The sequence below is a fragment of the Streptomyces sp. TM32 genome (assembly GCF_004122755.1).
GTDB lineage: Bacteria > Actinomycetota > Actinomycetes > Streptomycetales > Streptomycetaceae > Streptomyces > Streptomyces sioyaensis.
The window spans coordinates 1-15,554 of sequence record NZ_SDIG01000157.1 but is presented as its reverse complement, the minus strand read 5'-3'; the positions used below and the strand labels follow the sequence as shown (position 1 = coordinate 15,554).

The window sequence follows — 15,554 nt, the reverse complement described above, 5'->3', positions numbered from 1 at the left end:
GGCTGGGGGGGACTGGGGCTGACGGGCCGGGGGCACCAGCAGCACGAGCGGACGTCATGGCGCCGGCCGCCGGCTCGGCGGTCATGGCAACGGCTCCGTCAGCAGCCGGTCGAGGGGTACGTCCCCGGTCACCGTGACCGCCGCCGTTTCCAGGTCGGCCGGCGTCGGCATCAGGCTGCCGGGCAGCTGAACGGCGGCCGCACCGTGCGCCACCGCGGCGGCCAGCGCCGCCGGTCCCGTACCGCCCGCCGTGAGGAAGCCCGCCAGCGAGGCATCGCCCGCGCCGACGTTGCTGCGCACGGCCGCGACCGGGGCGCTGCCGTAGTGGACGCCGCCCTCGTCGACCAGGAGCTGGCCGTCCGCCCCGAGGGAGGCCAGTACGGCGCGGGCGCCCCAGGCGCGCAGCTCCTCGGCGGCCTTGACCGCGTCGCCGAGGGTCGCCAGCGGGCGGCCGACGGCCTGCGCCAGCTCCTCGGCATTGGGCTTGACGACGTCCGGGCGCTCGCGCAGCGCCGCCACCAGCGACGGGCCCGAGGTGTCCAGGGCGATCCGGGCGCCAACGCGGTGGGTGCGGGCGACCAGTTCGGCGTACCACTCGGCCGCCAGACCGCGCGGCAGGCTGCCGCAGCAGGCGATCCAGTCGGCTCCCGCCGAACGCTCGCCGACGCTCCGCAGCAGAGCCCCCGACTCCTCGGGGGTCAGCTCGGGGCCGGTCGCATTGATCTTCGTGAGCGTGCCGTCGGGTTCGACCACCGAGATGTTGGAGCGGGTCTGCCCGGCCACCTGCACCCCGGCGACCTCGATGCCCTCCGCTCCCAGCAGCCCGGCCAGCGCCGCACCCGCGGGACCGCCCAGCGGCAGTACGGCCAGCGTGCGGTGTCCGGCGGCGGCGACCGCCCGCGAGACGTTGACGCCCTTGCCACCGGGGTCGATCCGGTCGGCGGTGGCCCGGAGCACGGCCCCGCGGTCCAGCGCCGGGATCTCGTACGTACGGTCCAGGCTGGGGTTGGGGGTGACGGTGAGGATCATGCACGTACTACTTCCGTGCCCGCGCGCTCGATGGCGAGGGCGTCGTCGGGGCTCAAGCCGGTGTCGGTGATCAGCAGATCCACGTCCGACAGCTCGCCGAAGCGGGCGAAGTGCTGCTGCCCGTATTTGGCGGAGTCGGCGAGCAGGACGACACGGCGGGCGGCGGCGATCAGCGCCCGCTTGACGGCGGCCTCCGCGAGGTCGGGGGTGGTCAGACCGCCGTCGGGGGAAAAGCCGTTGGTCGCCAGGAACAGCACATCGGCGTTGATCTCGCGGTAGGCGCGCAGCGCCCAGTCGTCGACCGCGGCCCGGGTACGGTGCCGGATCCGGCCGCCCACCAGATGGAGGGTGAGGCCGGGGTGGTCGGCCAGCCGCGCGGCGACCGGCAGGCCGTGGGTGACGACGGTCAGCTCGGCCTCCAGCGGGATCTCGGCGGCGAGCCGGGCGACGGTCGTGCCGGCGTCCAGGATCACGCTCCCGGAGCTGCCGATCCCGCCCTCGCCACCGGGGAGTTCGGCGAGTGCCGCCCGGGCGATGCGCTGCTTCTCGTCGGCGGCGACGGCGTCCCGCTCGGCGAGGTCGGGCTCGAAGTCCAGGCGGCCGGCCGGAATGGCCCCGCCGTGCACCCGGCGCACCAGGCCGGCCCGGTCCAGCGCCTTCAGATCACGCCGCACGGTCTCGGCGGTGACCTGGAACTCCTCCGCGAGGGAGAGCACATCGACCCGCCCGCCTTCACGGGCGAGCCGCAGGATCTCCTGCTGGCGTTCCGGTGCATACATCTGCGCGCGCATCCGTTCCATGCCCGAACTTGTGGTTTCAGCGGGATGCTACGCCTGGACATCTGAAAAGTAAACGGAAGCGGGCTTCAGGTGGACTCAAACGGACATCGCTGTGCGGGAGGGTGGGCGGGATGAGGAGGTGGGGTGAGATGAGGCGGTGGCGTGGGCCGCGCGATTGAGGAGGTGGGGTGGGCTGCGCGATTCCGGGGCCTCCTGGCCCGCGGCGGACACAAGCCCCTCCCCTGAGCAGACGGCTCCCGGCCCCCGACCCGGGCACACAGGAGCCCCGACGCCGAAAGGGCACCGGGGCTCGTCCTCCACGAGTCGTCGCGGCCGCGCCAACTCGCCTGTCGCGCTATGCGGCCGCGTCGAACCCGGTGTCGCGGGCCATCCGCTTCAGCTCCAGCAGCGCATGCTTCTCTATCTGGCGGATCCGCTCGCGGGTCAGGCCGTGCTGCTTGCCGACCTCGGTCAGCGTGCGCTCGCGGCCGTCCTCGATGCCGTACCGGGCCTTGATGATCGAGGCGGTGCGGTGGTCGAGCCGGTCTATCAGGTCCTCCAGCTCCTCACTGCGCAGCAGCGTCAGGACGGACTGCTCGGGCGAGGCCGCGGAGGTGTCCTCCAGCAGATCGCCGAACTGGGTGTCGCCGTCGTCGTCGACCGACATGTTGAGGCTGACCGGGTCGCGCGCCCAGTCGAGGACGTCGGTGACACGGGCGGGCGTGGAGCCCAGCTCGCCGGCGACCTCCGCCGGCTCCGGGTCGCGGCCGTTCTCGCGGTTGAACTCGCGCTGCACCCGGCGGATCCGGCCCAGCTCCTCGACGAGGTGCACGGGCAGCCGGATCGTGCGCGACTGATCGGCGATGGAACGGGTGATGGCCTGGCGGATCCACCACGTCGCATACGTCGAGAACTTGAAGCCCTTGGCGTAGTCGAACTTCTCCACGGCACGCACCAGGCCGGCGTTGCCCTCCTGGATCAGGTCGAGCAGGGGAAGCCCGGCGCGCGGGTAGCGGCGGGCGACCGCGACCACCAGCCGGAGGTTGGAGCGGATGAAGACGTCCTTGGCCCTGGCGCTCTCCTCGGCCAACGCCGCCAGCTCCTCGGGGTCGGCACCCGCGGCATTGCCGTCGGTGACCTCCCCGTCCAGGATCTGCTGGGCGTATACGCCCGCCTCGATGGTCTGGGACAGCTCGACCTCCTTGGCGGCGTCGAGGAGTGGCGTACGCGCGATCTCGTCGAGGTACATGCCGACCAGGTCGCGGTCGGCGATCTCCCCGCCTATTGCGCGAACACTGTTGGCCCCGTCAGAAGTGCTGGTGCTTTCCTGACGCCGGGCGACGGCACGGGTTGCCATGCGTGTGCTCCCTTTGCGATGAGTCGGTCGCGGGACGGTGGGGCGGGCCGGATCGTCCATCGGAAACCCGATGCTTGCCGAGTGGCCCGTCCGAAGGAAACAACGGCTGGAATCCGGACAGAATTCCCACGCCGCCCCGCTATTTTTCTGATCATGCAGTACCCTGCGGCGCCACCAGGGAGGTCACATGCTGCGGGAACATGGGGAAGCGCAGGTCAGAGCGGGCACCGAAGCGGACCTCACGGCCCTTACCGATCTTTACAATCACTACATTCGCGAGACCTGCATCACGTTCGACACGGAGCCCTTCACCCCCGCACAGCGCCGCCCGTGGTTGCTCTCCCACCCCCAAGACGGCCCGCACCGGCTTCTGGTTGCCCAGGAGGCGACAGAATGGGCAAAAATCCCACATAACGGACCGGACGCCGCACCGCAACCCGGCGTCGCGGACACGCCGTCCCCGGGAGGCGCGCTGCTCGGCTACGCGACCAGCAGCGCGTTCCGCCCGAAGGCCGCCTACGCCCCCTCCGTCGAGGTCACCGTCTACTGCGCGCCGCACGCCGCCGGCCGGGGCGTCGGCACGCTGCTGTACCAGGCCTTGTTCGAGGCACTGGCCGGCGAGGACGTGCATCGCGCCTACGCCGGGATCACCCAGCCGAACGAGGCCTCCGCCCGCCTCCACACCCGCTTCGGCTTCCGGCACATCGGCACGTACACGGAGGTGGGCCGCAAATTCGGCCGCTACTGGGACGTGGCCTGGTACCAGAAGGACCTGGACTGAGAAGGACCCGGACTGAAAGGACCTGGACGGAAAGGACCTGGGCCGAAGCGGACCGGCCCGCCGGGCGAAAATCCCGCACGCCGGCTCCCTGCCCGCCGTTCTCTTCCTGCCGCTCCGGTTGACGCGGGCGACGCCCGGGTGTCGCCTGTACAGGAAGGCAGCGGGGCAACCGAGAGGAGCCCGTCATGGACCACATCGCTCAGCGGCATGGCGCGAGGGCAGCCCGCTCGCACGGCACCGTGGAGACCGAACACGGCGCGACGGCCCCCGCACCCGGCCGGGCCGGCGCCCCGCAGCGGCCCCCGGGAATGGCGGGGCGGATCCCGGCGAAGGTATCGCTGCCGATCATCACCGCACTCGCCTTCGGCCTCTTCACCATCTTCCGCACCCACACCGACGGCACCAAGGGCGGCCCGGCCATGCTGTACGGGCTGGCCGCGTTCGTGGTCTCCGGGGCGCTCGGGCTGGTGGTGGCCCACTTCCAGTCGTCCCTGCTCACCGAGACCCGGGCGATCGCCTACGGGGTGCTCTTCGGCGGCGCACTGGGATGGTGCTACAGCCTCGGCGGGGAAGCCATCCTCAAGTCGTGCGCCTTCGGCTTCACCATGGGCGCCGTCATGTTCGTCGCCTCCCTCTACGTCTTCCGCACCCACCGCGTCCGCGAGCCACACGGCGAACACCGCCCCCACAAGCCCCACCGGAACCACCGCCTCCCCGTGGCCACCCACTGAGCCACCCGAGGGCGTCGAGGAACCCCTTGACCTCAATCGCAATTGAGGATCTAGCGTCACCGCCATGACACCGAAGCCGAAGCCGAAGCCGGAGCGGACAGCGGAGCCGACACCGACACCGGACACATCGCCCGCGGACACCTCGCCCCCGGACGCCGCCACCACGGGGCCCGCCGGCGCTCCCGCGACCGCCGCGCACGTCTTCACTCCCAAGGAGCGCGCGTACCTCGCCGGCCAACCGCTGGCCCGCCTGGCGACCACCGGGCCGGACGGCGGACCGCAGGTACGCCCGGTCGGCTTCGTCCTCAACGACGACGACACCCTCGACATCGGCGGGCCCGCGCTGCACCGCAGCCAGAAGTACCGCAACGCCCAGGCCCGCCCCGAAGTCTCCCTGCTCATCGACGACATGGCGCCGGCCGACGACCCGATCGCGCCCGGCTGGGGCCGCGGCGTGGAGATCCGCGGCCGCGCCGAAGTGCTGACCCTCGCCGCGCCCCCGATGGCGCCCGACTTCTTCAGCAACGACGTGATCCGCGTCCATCCACGGCGCATCATCAGCTGGCACCTCGAACCGGACGCCGACGGCACCCGAGCCCGCAACGTCGGCTGAGCCGGCCCCGGCAACCACCCGCCGCTGCCCCCACTGCCACGGCCACGGCCACTGCCGGCCCGCCTCTGACCCCACCGTCACTCCACCCGCACCGCCGCGTCGTCCGACGTCCTCCGGATCGTGCGCAGCGGCCGGGCCGGTGCCCAACTCACCAGCACCACATACGGGTCCTCGACGTACGTACGCACCACCTCCGTCAGCTCCGCCCGGAAGAGATGGAACGGCTCCGGCGGCGTCACCTCCGCCGCGTAGCGCGCAACCACGTCGGGGTCGGTCACCTCCACGGCCCGCCCGGACACCCTGACGTCACCGTCGGCAAGTCCGGCGTCCGGCCCCGGATTGGCATGCAGGGAGAACCGGGGGTCGCGCCGCAGATCGAGCGCCTTGCGCGAGCCCACCATCATGCCCAGCCACAACTCCCCATGACGGAAGTCCGCCTCCAGACCGGTGAGCCGCGGCGCCCCGCCCTTCCGGAGGGTCGCCAGGACATGGTGCGGATACGCCCCGAACCGCTTCCGCACCCACCCGGCGAATTCCGGCTCCCCCTCCTCCACCACCGCCCAGCCGACCGCATCACCCCGGCCGCTGCCCTCCGCCGCACTGCCCGCCACACCCTCGACGCCCGCGCTCTCACTCGTCATGGCAGCACCCTCCCCGCCATACCCGACACCTCCTGTCCGGTATGGATGCGCTGCTCCCGTCCGTACGGATGCGCCGCTCCCGTCCGGTAAGGATGCGACCGGCCGGCCCAACCGCCCACCACACACGGCATATTGGGAACAGCCGGATTACACCGACTGCCCCACCTGCTTCGCCGGCCCCGCCACAGCCCATCGATCATGCTCCGCCCGGAACGCCCGGCCGCCCGCAGGAGCCCACGGCGCCCGGGAGCATCTCCACGGGTGGGGTATGCACCCCGCGACCGGCATTACGCTCATCACAACGTCGCGGCGTCACACTGGGCAGTAGGCAGGTCGGTACGGGGGGAACATTCAGCCGTCGAAAACCGATGAATGAATCTTCAAGCGTCGCACCACAGTCTCACCAAAGCGACGTTGTTAAAGCTTAAATAACTCTCCGAGTGGTGAGAGAGTGGATGGTATGAGCAACGCAGCCGCAGCCGAGCCGCACTGGCTCAGCGACGAGGAGCAATACGCCTGGCAGTGCTACCTGCACGCCACCACGCTCCTGGAGGATCACCTCGACCGTCAGCTGCAGCGCGACGCCAAAATGCCGCATGTGTATTACGGCCTGCTCGTCCAGCTCTCCCGCGCGCCCCGGCGGCGGATGCGGATGACCGAGCTGGCCCAGAACGCCAAGATCACCCGCTCCCGGCTCTCCCACGCGATCGCGCGTCTGGAGCGGAACGGCTGGGTGCAGCGGGAGAACTGCTCCTCCGACAAGCGGGGCCAGAACGCCCACCTCACGGACGAGGGGATGCGGGTCCTGGAGAAGGCCGCCCCGGGTCATGTCGCGGCCGTACGCGCCGCGATCTTCGACCGGCTCTCCCCTGAACAGGTCGGTCAACTGGCCGAGATCTGCCAGGTCATGACCGAGGGGCTGCAGCCGAAAGGTGCCGACCTCCCCTGGCTCCGCTGACGGTTCGGCGGAGCCGGAAGAAGCCGGCACCTAGGAGTCCGGGACGCCCCGGCGTACGTATGAGTGAGGTAGGAATGCGGTAAGAGCGCGGCCGGGGCATCGGCTCGCCGACCGCCCCTCGACCGCCCTCCTACCTGATCAGTGCGCCATCCCTGGCAGATCAGTGCACCGTTCCCGTCGGATCAGTGCGCCATGACCGGCACCGGTACCTCGTCCTCGCCCAGCGCCGCGCCCGCGCCGTCCTGCGAGGAGGCGACCGGCGAACCGCCACCGGGCCGCCCGGTGTTGATGAAGGTGAAGGCGATCACGCCGGCCAGGGCCAGGATGCCGACCGCCCACCAGATGGCGGTGGTGTAGCCGTGCACCATCGACTGGAGCTTGAGCAGGTCGAGCGAGCGGGCGCCGGCCGCGTGCGAGGTGGCGTACGCGGTGGTGGCGCTGGCCGCGATGGTGTTCAGCAGGGCCGTACCGATCGCGCCGCCCACCTGCTGCGAGGTGTTGACCATCGCGGAGGCGACGCCGGCGTCGCGCGGCTGGACGCCGTGCGTGGCCAGCGACATGGCCGGCATGAACGCCGTACCCATCCCGAGGCCCATCAGCAGGAAGCCGGGCAGGATCAGCGCCGGGTAGGACGTGTCCAGGTCGATCTGGGTCAGCACCAGCATGCCGAGCGCGGCGACCGTGAAGCCGGGCGCCATCAGCAGCCGCGGCCGGACCCGGGTCATCAGCCGGGCACCGATCTGCGTCGAGCCGGTGATCATGCCGACGATCATCGGGAGGAAGGCCAGGCCGGTCCTCACCGGGGTGTAGCCCTTCACAATCTGCAGGTAGTAGGTCAGGAAGAGGAAGAGACCGAACATGCCGATCACGGCCAGGCCCAGCGAGGCGTAGATGCCCGCGCGGTTCCGCTCGGCGACCACCCGCAGCGGCAGCAGCGGCGCCTTCACCTTGGACTCGACCAGCACGAACGTCAGCAGCAGCACGGCGGCCGCGGCGAACAGGCCGAGCGTCGGGCCGGCCAGCCAGCCGTCGGATTCGGCGCGGGTGAAGCCGTAGACCAGCGAGACCAGGCCGAGGGTGGCCAGGATGACGCCGGGGACGTCCAGCCGGGAGGTGTTACGGCTCTCCGCGGGCTCGCGGACGACCAGGAGGGCACCGGTCGCGGCGACCACGGCGAACGGGATGTTCACGAAGAAGGTCCAGCGCCAGTTCAGGTACTCGGTCAGCACCCCGCCGAGGATCAGACCCACGGCGCCGCCACCACCGGCGATCGCGCCGAAGATGCCGAACGCCTTGGCGCGCTCCTTGGCCTCGGTGAAGGTGACGGCCAGCAGGGACAGCGCGGCCGGGGCCAGCAGTGCGCCGAAGACCCCCTGGAGCGCCCGCGCCCCCATCAGCATCGCCTGGTCGGCGGCGGCCCCGCCGAGCCCGGAGGCGATCGCGAAGCCGAGGAGTCCGGTGATGAAGGTCCGCTTGCGTCCCCACAGGTCGGCGACGCGTCCGCCGAAGAGCAGCAGCCCGCCAAAGGCCAGTGCGTAGGCGGTGATCACCCACTGCCGGTTGGCGTCGGTGATACCGAGATCCTCCTGGGCGGAGGGCAGCGCGATGTTCACGATGGTCGCGTCGAGCACGACCATCAACTGGGCGAGCGCGATGAATATCAGCGCTTTCCAGCGCCGGGGATCGACGTATGTGGCTGTTTCAGGCATGGCGGGATCCACCTAGTGGTGCAGTGAGCGAACAGGAGCGAAGGACCGGCGCACCGAGCGGCCGACGGGACGCGGGGAACGCAGGACGGGACGACAGGAGGGGACGACAGGACGACGGGAAGGAGGAATCGACGGGACGGCGGGACGGGCGAGGCACTTCAGCAGGCGAGCTGCTACGGCAGGTGAGGCGCTACGGCATGGCGTTCGCCCGGGTCACGAGCGCCGCCGCCTCAGGTCCTCCAAGGTGGCTGCGGCACCGGGGAGTTCGGAGCGGGCGGGCGTCTGCAGACCGTCCAGGAACAGTTGCAGATGCCGGTGCACGAACTTGTCGAAGTCCATGCAGCCTCCCCCGGACTCCGTCCGAGGGGACCCCCATCCGGGCAACGGCCTGGTCAGCTGGGTGATCGCGACCATCAGATCGCCGACCGCGATGTCGGTACGCAGCTGGCCGCTGTCGCGTGCGGCGCCCATGACGGCCTCGATGGCCGCCTCCAGACGATCGCGCGCCGCGAGCAGATCGGGGTGGTCGCGGTCGACGCCGTCGGAGAGCAGGGGGCACAGCGCCCCGATCCGCTCCTCCACCGCGGCGTGGGCGAAGCGCCTCAGCGCTTGGAAAGCATCGGACTCCTCGGCAAGGGCACGCTCCGCTCGGTCCGCGGTACGGGACATGACGGAGAGCGTGACGTGGTGGATCAACTCCAGACGATCCGCAAAGTGACGGTAGAGCGTCGCATTGCCGACGCCCGCGCGTCGAGCGATTTCATCGAGCGGGACCTGGGCCCCGAACTCGACCATCGTCTCGCGGGCGGCCGCGATGATCCGCTCCCGGTTGCGCAGGGCATCGGCCCGCAGACGGGGCTGCTGCTCCCCCTTCTCGGACTGCCCTTTCCCGGGCCGCTCGCTCCGGGACCGCTCCTTCCCGGGGCGCTCGTTCCCGGACTGCGCACAAGCGGTGGTGGCGGCCACGAGCTGGCTCCTCTCGTCTCTCAGCGTTCTCGGCACCTCCCTGAGCACCCGGTCAGGTGCCAGGCATCAGGCGTCGGGCATCAGGTGTCAGACGACCGGTGGCGGGGACCTCTCCGTCCCCCTGCGCACCGAACCGGGGAAACGCTCCCCGCTTCATCCGACGTCTGGTTAAACGGGGACGCCCTCCCCGGATATTTCACGCCCCGTCGTGACCTGAACCACACCTCGCCCCACCCCACCCACCCGGCCCGGCTGGGTCCCTACGCGTCCGGCGCAGGTGGGGCCCCTCCGCGTCCGGATCGACCCATCCGGCCCCGCCATGACTCCGGTTGACGTAACCCCGCGCGCGAGCGATCACCCGTCGACACAAGGTGATCGATATGAAGCACAAGGTATCCGCGGTTCTGGCCGCGGGAGCGGTGACCGCGGCCGCGGCGATAGCCCTGGGCTCACCGCCCAGCGCCGTGGCCATACCCACCGGGCCCGGCTCCCCACCGAGCGGCCCGTGTGCCCTGCGCGGCATCAGCGACGACGTCGCCGAATCCGCGGACACCCCGACAGGTTTCGCCCGTTCATCCGGGCGCGTACGGGCGCTCACCCTCTTCATCGACTTCCCGGACGCCCACGCCACCCTGTCCCCCCGCGCCCGCTTCGCCGAATTCTTCCCCGCCGCGACGGAGTACTTCCGCGTCAGCTCGTACGGCAGGCTGACCTACCGCCCCATACCGCTGTTCCGGTGGCTCCGTATGTCACGGCCGCTCGCGGCGTACGGCATCGGGCGGGGCGCCAGCTTCGACCCGGGCTCGGACGGCGGCTACCACGCCCTCTCCCGGGAGGTGGTCCGCGCGGTCGACCCGCTCGTCGACTTCCGCGACTACGACGTCATCAACGTCATCGCCACCCCCAACGCGGGCCCGCCCGCGACCCGTACGGTCCTGTCGGTCACCTTCAGCGGCGGCGACATGGGGTTGCGTACCGCCGACGGGGTGCCGTTCCGCAACGCGTCCTTCATCTGGAGCCGGCAAATCGGGACGAGCGCCTTCCGCGTCCTCAATCACGAGAACGCCCACAGCTTCGGCCTGCCCGATCTCTACTTCACCGACGACCGCGACTCCTCGCCCCCCGTAGGGCACTGGGACCCGATGGACGAGGACTGGGGGCCGAGCAACGACTTCGTCGGCTGGCACAAGTGGAAGCTCGGCTGGCTCTCCACCGAGCAGGTGCACTGCGCACCACGCCACGGAACCCCCGGCGAACACACCCTCACCCCCATCTCCACCCCCGGCGGCACCAAGATCGTCGTCATCCCGACCTCGTCCCGCACCGCGCTGGTCGTCGAGGCCCGCATCCGCGGCCTGCTCGACCCGGCGGTCTGCCAACCGGGCGTCCTCATCTACCGCGTCGCCACCCGTGTCCCCTCCGGCCGCGGCCCGCTCCGCATCGTGGACGCCACCCCGCGCAGCGGCGGCTGCTACCGGGACAACAAATACGTCGACCCGGAGCTGACCGACGCCACCTTCGGCCCCGGCGAAACCTTCACCGACCGCACCAGCGGCGCGGCCGTCACCGTCCTCACGGAAAACCCCGACGGCACCTATCGCGTCCGGGTGACCCCGGCACGCGACTGACGCACCCCCGGGCGCGCGGACGAGCCACAGCCGGACGCGCACCAGGCATCGCGACCCAGCCATCACGGCCACGCATCGCGTCCAGGCGCCCCCGCAGGCCAGGCACCGCTTCCCAGGCACCGCAGGCCGGGAGTCGCGAGCCAGGCGAGACCTGACGCATACGGCCGACAGGCCCTACTCCTGGTGCTCGTCCCGCCAGTGCCGCCGGCCGATGCTGATCAGCCGTAGTTGCCGCCGCGCAACCCGGACCACCTGCTCGGCCGCGCCTTCCAGCCCGTCCGCCTCGGCGTCGAGCAGTGCCGCGGCCGTCGTCACCAGCCGGTCCACATACAGCTCCGCCAGCATCCGCACATCGTCATCGCACCAGCCTTCCGACACCGGCTGGGCCTTGAGCGCCGCCGCGACCTCCTCCGCGAACCGGTCCAGCTCCCCCGCGATGGCCTGCCGTACGGCCCGTACGCCACCGTGCCGCTCGCGTGCGACGAACCGGATGTGCAGCGGATACCGGCGGACGTGCTGCTCCACGACCGCGACCGTACGGTCGATCCGCTCCTCGGCCCCGTCCTGCTCGGCGAGGATCGCCCGCACCATCACGTGCAGGCTCCCCAACGCCTCCTCGACCAGCACGACGCCCAGCTCACCCATGTCGCGGAAGTGCCGGTAGAACGCGGTCGGGGCGATCCCCACCACCCGCGTCACCTCCCGCAGACCCAGGCTGCTCAGGCTCTGCTCCTCCAGCAGTCCGAGGGCCGCATCGAGCAACGCCTGACGGGTCTTCTGTTTCTGGGCCTGCCGGACTCCAAGACTGTGACTCATGTCATCCAGTAAACAACCGTTCTCCGAACTACTCCACTCCTGCGCAGTCGTAGACTGAGGGAACTGAGTGAACAACTGTCCTCTGGAATCGGAAAGGAAGATCATGCTCTTCCTCGTCGCAGCCCTTCTCCTGATGGGGATCATGCTGGGCACCGCGGCACACCTCCCCGTCCCCGTCACCCTCGTCGCGGCCGCCGTCATCGCCGGCTGGCTGCTCGTCTTCTTCCTCCGCGAACGCCGCCACCAGGACGAGGTGACCTCCCGATGACCACGCTCAGCCAGACCGCGCGGACGACCACGCCCGCACCGGCCACAACAGCCGAGACCCCGCAGCGCCCCGCCTCCCGCCTCCGCGACCACGCGGACGGCATGGCCGTCGCCTCCTTCGTCCTCGGCCTGCTCGGCACCCTGGTCCTCAACCTCCTCCTCGGCCCCTGCGCCCTGACCCTCGGCGGCCTGGCCCTGGCCCGCGGCACCAACCGCCGCGGCCGCGCCCTCCTGGGCATCGCCCTCGGCGCCGTCGACCTGCTCCTCCTCGCCCTCCTCACCACAACGGACGGCACGGTCAGCTGGCACATCGGCGGCTGACACCCGCCGCACGAGGACGCGATCACCGCGGCGACGACCGCGACGACGCGCCCCTCGCACCGCGGCATCAGGCACCACGATGGCGTCCGGTACCACGATGGCGGTGGTCGATTCCCGACCACCGCCATCGGCATGCCCGGGGCCCAACCCGCCCCCACCGAGGAGCACTTGCCCCAGCCGAGAGATCCGGGAAGTCGGGAAATACCTAGACCTCGACCTCCCGGCAGTCAGCTGCCGATCGGGCCGCCCACCCCCAGGTAGCGTTATCAAACACACATTCGAATCAAGCCAAGGGAGTTCAGATGTCCATGGTTCCGTGTGGTGAATGCCGATGACGCCGACCGACATCTGCTTCCTGGACGCCACCGATCTGGCCGCTCGGATCCAAAAGCGGGAACTGTCCCCGCTGGAGGTCGTCCAGGCGCACCTCGACCGGATCGAGGAGACCAATCCGAAGCTCAACGCCGTGGTGACGGTGACCGCCGAACAGGCCCTGGTTGCTGCGAAGGCCGCGACCGAGGCGGTCATGCACGACAAGCGGCTGGGACCGCTGCACGGCGTCCCGTTCACCATCAAGGACTCCCTCGATTCAGCCGGGATCCGCACCATGCGTGGCTCGCAGCTGTTCGCCGACCACGTGCCGGACCGGGACGCAACCTCGGTGGCCCGCTTCAAGGCGGCCGGCGCGATCCCGATCGGGAAGACCAACCTGCCGGAGTTCTCCTACTGGACGGAGAGCGACAACCTCGTCTCCGGCCGCTCCCTCAACCCCTGGGCCCCGGAGCGAACCCCCGGTGGGTCGAGCGGCGGGGAGTCGGCAGCCATCGCGGCGGGGCTGTCGCCGCTCGGCCTCGGCAGCGACGTCGCGATCTCGATGCGCGGACCGGCCCACTACACCGGCATCGTCGCCCTCAAGGCGACCCATGGCCGGATCCCCTTCACCGGCCACTGGCCGGACATCCTGCGCCGCTACTGGCACGTGGGCCCGATGGCCCGCACCGTCCGGGACATCGAGTCGGCCTACGCGGTACTCGCCGGCCCCGATGGGCTGGACGGCTACGCCGTGGACATCCCGGTCGCGGCCGCGCCCGCGGAGGTTTCGGCCTCGCGGGAGGGCCTGCGGATCGGATGGCTGGTGCGGCCCGGCTTCGGCCCGGTGGACCCCGCGGTGGCGGCAACCGTGGCCGCCGCCGCGAAAGCGCTTGAGGACGCCGGCTGCCACATGGAGGAAGCAGGTCTGCCGGAGCTGGACGCCTGCGACAGCACGCAACTGAGCGCCACCCTCTTCCTCCCGGAAATCCTTCCGTACTTCAAAGAACACACGGCGGGCCGGGAGGACGAACTGCACGCGGTGCTCCGGCACACGCTGTCGCTGCCGGACGTCCCGCTGGCCGAGTACGTGACGGCGCAACGCACCGTCGAAGTCCTCAAGTCGGCGTTCTCGACGTACTTCGCACGCTACGACGCACTGCTGTGCCCCGTCGTGACCATGCCCGCCCCCCTTCACGGCCGGACCGAGTACGACGTCGACGGAGTGACGGTGCCCCCCTGGAACGTCATGCGCGCCACCGTGCCGTTCAACTTGACCGGCCTGCCGGCACTCTCAGTTCCCTTCGGCTCAAGCCCCGAGGGGCTGCCGGTCGGAGTGCAACTGGTGACGAAGTGGTACGACGAGGCCACCCTGCTCCGCCTCGGCGCTCTTCTGGAATCCGTAAGCCGGGTCCGCGAACGACACCCGGCGCTCTGACCGGCCGGCGTGCGGCGGCGATGAGGGGGCCGACGACGCCTGCCGGAGACTGGCCGGATGCTGCGCCGAAGGTCGCGGCCGCGACCGGCCCCGCAGGCGCGGTCTCCGCCATCGCTTTCACGGTCAGGAGGCCGCCCCGGCAGGCGTCCGGGCGGGCTGGGCGAGGGCCGGGCCGGCGGGCCGGGTCAGGATGCCGGCGAGGCGGTCGGTCATCTCCGGCAGCAGCCAGTAGTACACCCAGGTCCCGCGGCGTTCGCAGTCGATGAGTCCGGCCTGCCGCAGGTGCTTGAGGTGGTGGGAAATCGTCGGCTGGGCCAGGTCGAAGGCGGGCGTCAGATCACACACGCACACCTCGCCGCCGGCCCCGGAGGCGATCATCGACAGCAGTCGCAGCCGCACCGGATCGGCGAGGGCCTTGAAGACCTTCGACAGCTCGGTGGCCTGCTCTTCGTCCAGTGGCGCGGTCAGCAGCCCTGGGCAGCACTCCTGGGTCCGGTCGAGCACCTGAGGCTTTTGATTCGACATGCGTCTATGTTGACGAACTTCGATTCAAGGCGCAAGCTTATATCGATGAACATCAATGCAACGTGCTGGGAGGTCGTCATGTCCCGTGTGCAGCTCGCCCTCAACGTCCCCGACCTTGACGCGTCGGTGGAGTTCTACTCCAAGCTGTTCGGCGTCGAACCGGCCAAGCGCCGCCCCGGATACGCCAACTTCGCCATCGTCGAGCCGCCACTGAAGCTCGTCCTCATTGAAGGCGGGGTGGGCCAAGAGACCCGCCTGGACCACCTCGGCGTCGAGGTCGACTCCACCGAGCAGGTCAACGCCGCCACCCACCGCCTGACGGAAGCCGGGCTCGCGACCTTCGAGGAGAACGACACCTCCTGCTGCTACGCCCTCCAGGACAAGGTCTGGGTGCACGGCCCCGGCAAGGAACCCTGGGAGGTTTACGTCGTCAAGGCCGACGCCGGCCAGATGGGCAGGAGCGACATCCCGGGCAGCGACGCCTGCTGCGGCAGCCAATCCGCCGCCGAGCCCGCCGAGCCGCCCTCCGGCTGCACCTGCGGCAGCAGCTGACCGGCCCCGCCCGGGGCATGCCGCGCCTCGCACGAAGGCCGAGCCGCCGGCGCCTGACGGACGGCGCTCCTGCAAGGTGATCCAGCCGTCCGCATACCCCTCCAGGAACACCCCAGATCTACAACCCCCAACCC

17 protein-coding genes are annotated in these 15,554 nt (G+C 70.7%); 9 read left to right on the top strand and 8 right to left on the bottom strand.

Translation table 11 applies throughout. The annotated features are described in order from the left end of the window. Nucleotides 1–81 precede the first annotated feature (81 nt). The 3 genes from pfkB to EST92_RS25980 form a co-directional block, all read right to left on the bottom strand. Nucleotides 82–1,029 (bottom strand): 1-phosphofructokinase, encoded by a 948-nt coding sequence (gene pfkB / locus EST92_RS25990; protein ID WP_129283209.1) that lies wholly within the window; start codon nucleotides 1,027–1,029, stop codon nucleotides 82–84. Then, entirely contained in the window at nucleotides 1,026–1,808 is a 783-nt protein-coding gene (locus tag EST92_RS25985) for a DeoR/GlpR family DNA-binding transcription regulator (RefSeq protein WP_129283212.1), read from the bottom strand. Before EST92_RS25985 ends, pfkB begins: the two co-directional genes overlap by 4 nt. A 355-nt stretch (nucleotides 1,809–2,163) precedes the next feature. Further along, complete coding sequence (locus EST92_RS25980) at nucleotides 2,164–3,165, bottom strand: sigma-70 family RNA polymerase sigma factor (protein WP_129283208.1); 1,002 nt, start codon at nucleotides 3,163–3,165, stop codon at nucleotides 2,164–2,166. Nucleotides 3,166–3,352: 187 nt separating this feature from the next. Between EST92_RS25980 and EST92_RS25975 the strand changes: the two genes are divergently transcribed. The 3 genes from EST92_RS25975 (at nucleotide 3,353) to EST92_RS25965 (ending at nucleotide 5,290) form a co-directional block, all read left to right on the top strand. Continuing rightward, on the top strand, nucleotides 3,353–3,946 hold the full coding sequence (locus EST92_RS25975; RefSeq protein WP_129283207.1) for a GNAT family N-acetyltransferase: 594 nt from the start codon (nucleotides 3,353–3,355) through the stop codon (nucleotides 3,944–3,946). Nucleotides 3,947–4,131: 185 nt separating this feature from the next. Next, the gene (locus tag EST92_RS25970) at nucleotides 4,132–4,677 is read left to right on the top strand and encodes a hypothetical protein (RefSeq protein WP_129283206.1); all 546 of its coding nucleotides are present in this window, start codon (nucleotides 4,132–4,134) and stop codon (nucleotides 4,675–4,677) included. 64 nt (nucleotides 4,678–4,741) lie between these two features. Next, entirely contained in the window at nucleotides 4,742–5,290 is a 549-nt protein-coding gene (locus tag EST92_RS25965) for a PPOX class F420-dependent oxidoreductase (RefSeq protein ID WP_129283205.1), read from the top strand. A 77-nt stretch (nucleotides 5,291–5,367) separates the two neighbouring features. On the opposite strand, the gene EST92_RS25960 is transcribed toward EST92_RS25965, so the two are convergent. Continuing rightward, nucleotides 5,368–5,931 carry a pyridoxamine 5'-phosphate oxidase family protein gene (locus tag EST92_RS25960; protein ID WP_129283204.1) on the bottom strand — a complete coding sequence of 188 codons (564 nt, stop codon included), beginning with the start codon at nucleotides 5,929–5,931 and terminating at the stop codon, nucleotides 5,368–5,370. A gap of 460 nt (nucleotides 5,932–6,391) precedes the next feature. On the opposite strand from EST92_RS25960, the gene EST92_RS25955 reads away from it, so the two are divergent. Continuing rightward, nucleotides 6,392–6,889 carry a MarR family transcriptional regulator gene (locus EST92_RS25955; protein ID WP_129283203.1) on the top strand — a complete coding sequence of 166 codons (498 nt, stop codon included), beginning with the start codon at nucleotides 6,392–6,394 and terminating at the stop codon, nucleotides 6,887–6,889. A 182-nt stretch (nucleotides 6,890–7,071) separates the two neighbouring features. On the opposite strand, the gene EST92_RS25950 is transcribed toward EST92_RS25955, so the two are convergent. Both EST92_RS25950 and EST92_RS25945 read right to left on the bottom strand, forming a co-directional pair. Then, nucleotides 7,072–8,598: an MFS transporter gene (locus EST92_RS25950; protein WP_129283202.1), complete on the bottom strand. Its 1,527-nt coding sequence runs from the start codon at nucleotides 8,596–8,598 to the stop codon at nucleotides 7,072–7,074. Nucleotides 8,599–8,811: 213 nt separating this feature from the next. Further along, nucleotides 8,812–9,450, bottom strand: coding sequence for a TetR/AcrR family transcriptional regulator (locus tag EST92_RS25945; protein ID WP_129283211.1), 639 nt, complete (start codon nucleotides 9,448–9,450; stop codon nucleotides 8,812–8,814). 494 nt (nucleotides 9,451–9,944) lie between these two features. Here EST92_RS25945 and EST92_RS25940 point away from each other — a divergent pair, with 494 nt between their 5' ends. Continuing rightward, the gene (locus tag EST92_RS25940) at nucleotides 9,945–11,192 is read left to right on the top strand and encodes a M6 family metalloprotease domain-containing protein (protein WP_129283201.1); all 1,248 of its coding nucleotides are present in this window, start codon (nucleotides 9,945–9,947) and stop codon (nucleotides 11,190–11,192) included. Between the two features lie 174 nt (nucleotides 11,193–11,366). Here the strand turns inward: EST92_RS25940 and EST92_RS25935 are convergent, their stop codons facing one another. Next, nucleotides 11,367–12,008 carry a TetR family transcriptional regulator gene (locus tag EST92_RS25935; protein ID WP_129283200.1) on the bottom strand — a complete coding sequence of 214 codons (642 nt, stop codon included), beginning with the start codon at nucleotides 12,006–12,008 and terminating at the stop codon, nucleotides 11,367–11,369. 103 nt (nucleotides 12,009–12,111) lie between these two features. Here EST92_RS25935 and EST92_RS31690 point away from each other — a divergent pair, with 103 nt between their 5' ends. From EST92_RS31690 to EST92_RS25925, 3 genes are all read left to right on the top strand, one after another. Continuing rightward, nucleotides 12,112–12,276: a hypothetical protein gene (locus EST92_RS31690; RefSeq protein ID WP_174244137.1), complete on the top strand. Its 165-nt coding sequence runs from the start codon at nucleotides 12,112–12,114 to the stop codon at nucleotides 12,274–12,276. After that, entirely contained in the window at nucleotides 12,273–12,596 is a 324-nt protein-coding gene (locus EST92_RS25930) for a hypothetical protein (RefSeq protein WP_129283199.1), read from the top strand. Before EST92_RS31690 ends, EST92_RS25930 begins: the two co-directional genes overlap by 4 nt. Nucleotides 12,597–12,927: 331 nt before the next feature. Beyond that, on the top strand, nucleotides 12,928–14,343 hold the full coding sequence (locus tag EST92_RS25925; protein ID WP_129283198.1) for an amidase: 1,416 nt from the start codon (nucleotides 12,928–12,930) through the stop codon (nucleotides 14,341–14,343). 123 nt (nucleotides 14,344–14,466) lie between these two features. Here EST92_RS25925 and EST92_RS25920 read toward each other — a convergent pair whose 3' ends face one another. Next, on the bottom strand, nucleotides 14,467–14,868 hold the full coding sequence (locus tag EST92_RS25920) for a metalloregulator ArsR/SmtB family transcription factor (protein WP_129283197.1): 402 nt from the start codon (nucleotides 14,866–14,868) through the stop codon (nucleotides 14,467–14,469). Between the two features lie 78 nt (nucleotides 14,869–14,946). Here EST92_RS25920 and EST92_RS25915 point away from each other — a divergent pair, with 78 nt between their 5' ends. Further along, the gene (locus EST92_RS25915) at nucleotides 14,947–15,420 is read left to right on the top strand and encodes an ArsI/CadI family heavy metal resistance metalloenzyme (RefSeq protein WP_129283210.1); all 474 of its coding nucleotides are present in this window, start codon (nucleotides 14,947–14,949) and stop codon (nucleotides 15,418–15,420) included. Nucleotides 15,421–15,554: the final 134 nt, after the last annotated feature.

Excerpts from the sequence above, each read along its gene's own strand:
- EST92_RS31690 (WP_174244137.1), top strand. The coding sequence starts at position 12,112 with ATGCTCTTCCTCGTCGCAGCCCTTCTCCTGATGGGGATCATGCTGGGC.
- EST92_RS25950 (WP_129283202.1), bottom strand. The coding sequence starts at position 8,598 with ATGCCTGAAACAGCCACATACGTCGATCCCCGGCGCTGGAAAGCGCTG.
- EST92_RS25985 (WP_129283212.1), bottom strand. The coding sequence starts at position 1,808 with ATGTATGCACCGGAACGCCAGCAGGAGATCCTGCGGCTCGCCCGTGAA.
- EST92_RS25960 (WP_129283204.1), bottom strand. The coding sequence starts at position 5,931 with ATGACGAGTGAGAGCGCGGGCGTCGAGGGTGTGGCGGGCAGTGCGGCG.
- EST92_RS25925 (WP_129283198.1), top strand. The coding sequence starts at position 12,928 with ATGACGCCGACCGACATCTGCTTCCTGGACGCCACCGATCTGGCCGCT.
- EST92_RS25955 (WP_129283203.1), top strand. The coding sequence starts at position 6,392 with ATGAGCAACGCAGCCGCAGCCGAGCCGCACTGGCTCAGCGACGAGGAG.
- EST92_RS25920 (WP_129283197.1), bottom strand. The coding sequence starts at position 14,868 with ATGTCGAATCAAAAGCCTCAGGTGCTCGACCGGACCCAGGAGTGCTGC.
- EST92_RS25965 (WP_129283205.1), top strand. The coding sequence starts at position 4,742 with ATGACACCGAAGCCGAAGCCGAAGCCGGAGCGGACAGCGGAGCCGACA.
- EST92_RS25980 (WP_129283208.1), bottom strand. The coding sequence starts at position 3,165 with ATGGCAACCCGTGCCGTCGCCCGGCGTCAGGAAAGCACCAGCACTTCT.
- EST92_RS25915 (WP_129283210.1), top strand. The coding sequence starts at position 14,947 with ATGTCCCGTGTGCAGCTCGCCCTCAACGTCCCCGACCTTGACGCGTCG.
- EST92_RS25975 (WP_129283207.1), top strand. The coding sequence starts at position 3,353 with ATGCTGCGGGAACATGGGGAAGCGCAGGTCAGAGCGGGCACCGAAGCG.
- pfkB (WP_129283209.1), bottom strand. The coding sequence starts at position 1,029 with ATGATCCTCACCGTCACCCCCAACCCCAGCCTGGACCGTACGTACGAG.
- EST92_RS25930 (WP_129283199.1), top strand. The coding sequence starts at position 12,273 with ATGACCACGCTCAGCCAGACCGCGCGGACGACCACGCCCGCACCGGCC.
- EST92_RS25935 (WP_129283200.1), bottom strand. The coding sequence starts at position 12,008 with ATGAGTCACAGTCTTGGAGTCCGGCAGGCCCAGAAACAGAAGACCCGT.
- EST92_RS25970 (WP_129283206.1), top strand. The coding sequence starts at position 4,132 with ATGGACCACATCGCTCAGCGGCATGGCGCGAGGGCAGCCCGCTCGCAC.
- EST92_RS25940 (WP_129283201.1), top strand. The coding sequence starts at position 9,945 with ATGAAGCACAAGGTATCCGCGGTTCTGGCCGCGGGAGCGGTGACCGCG.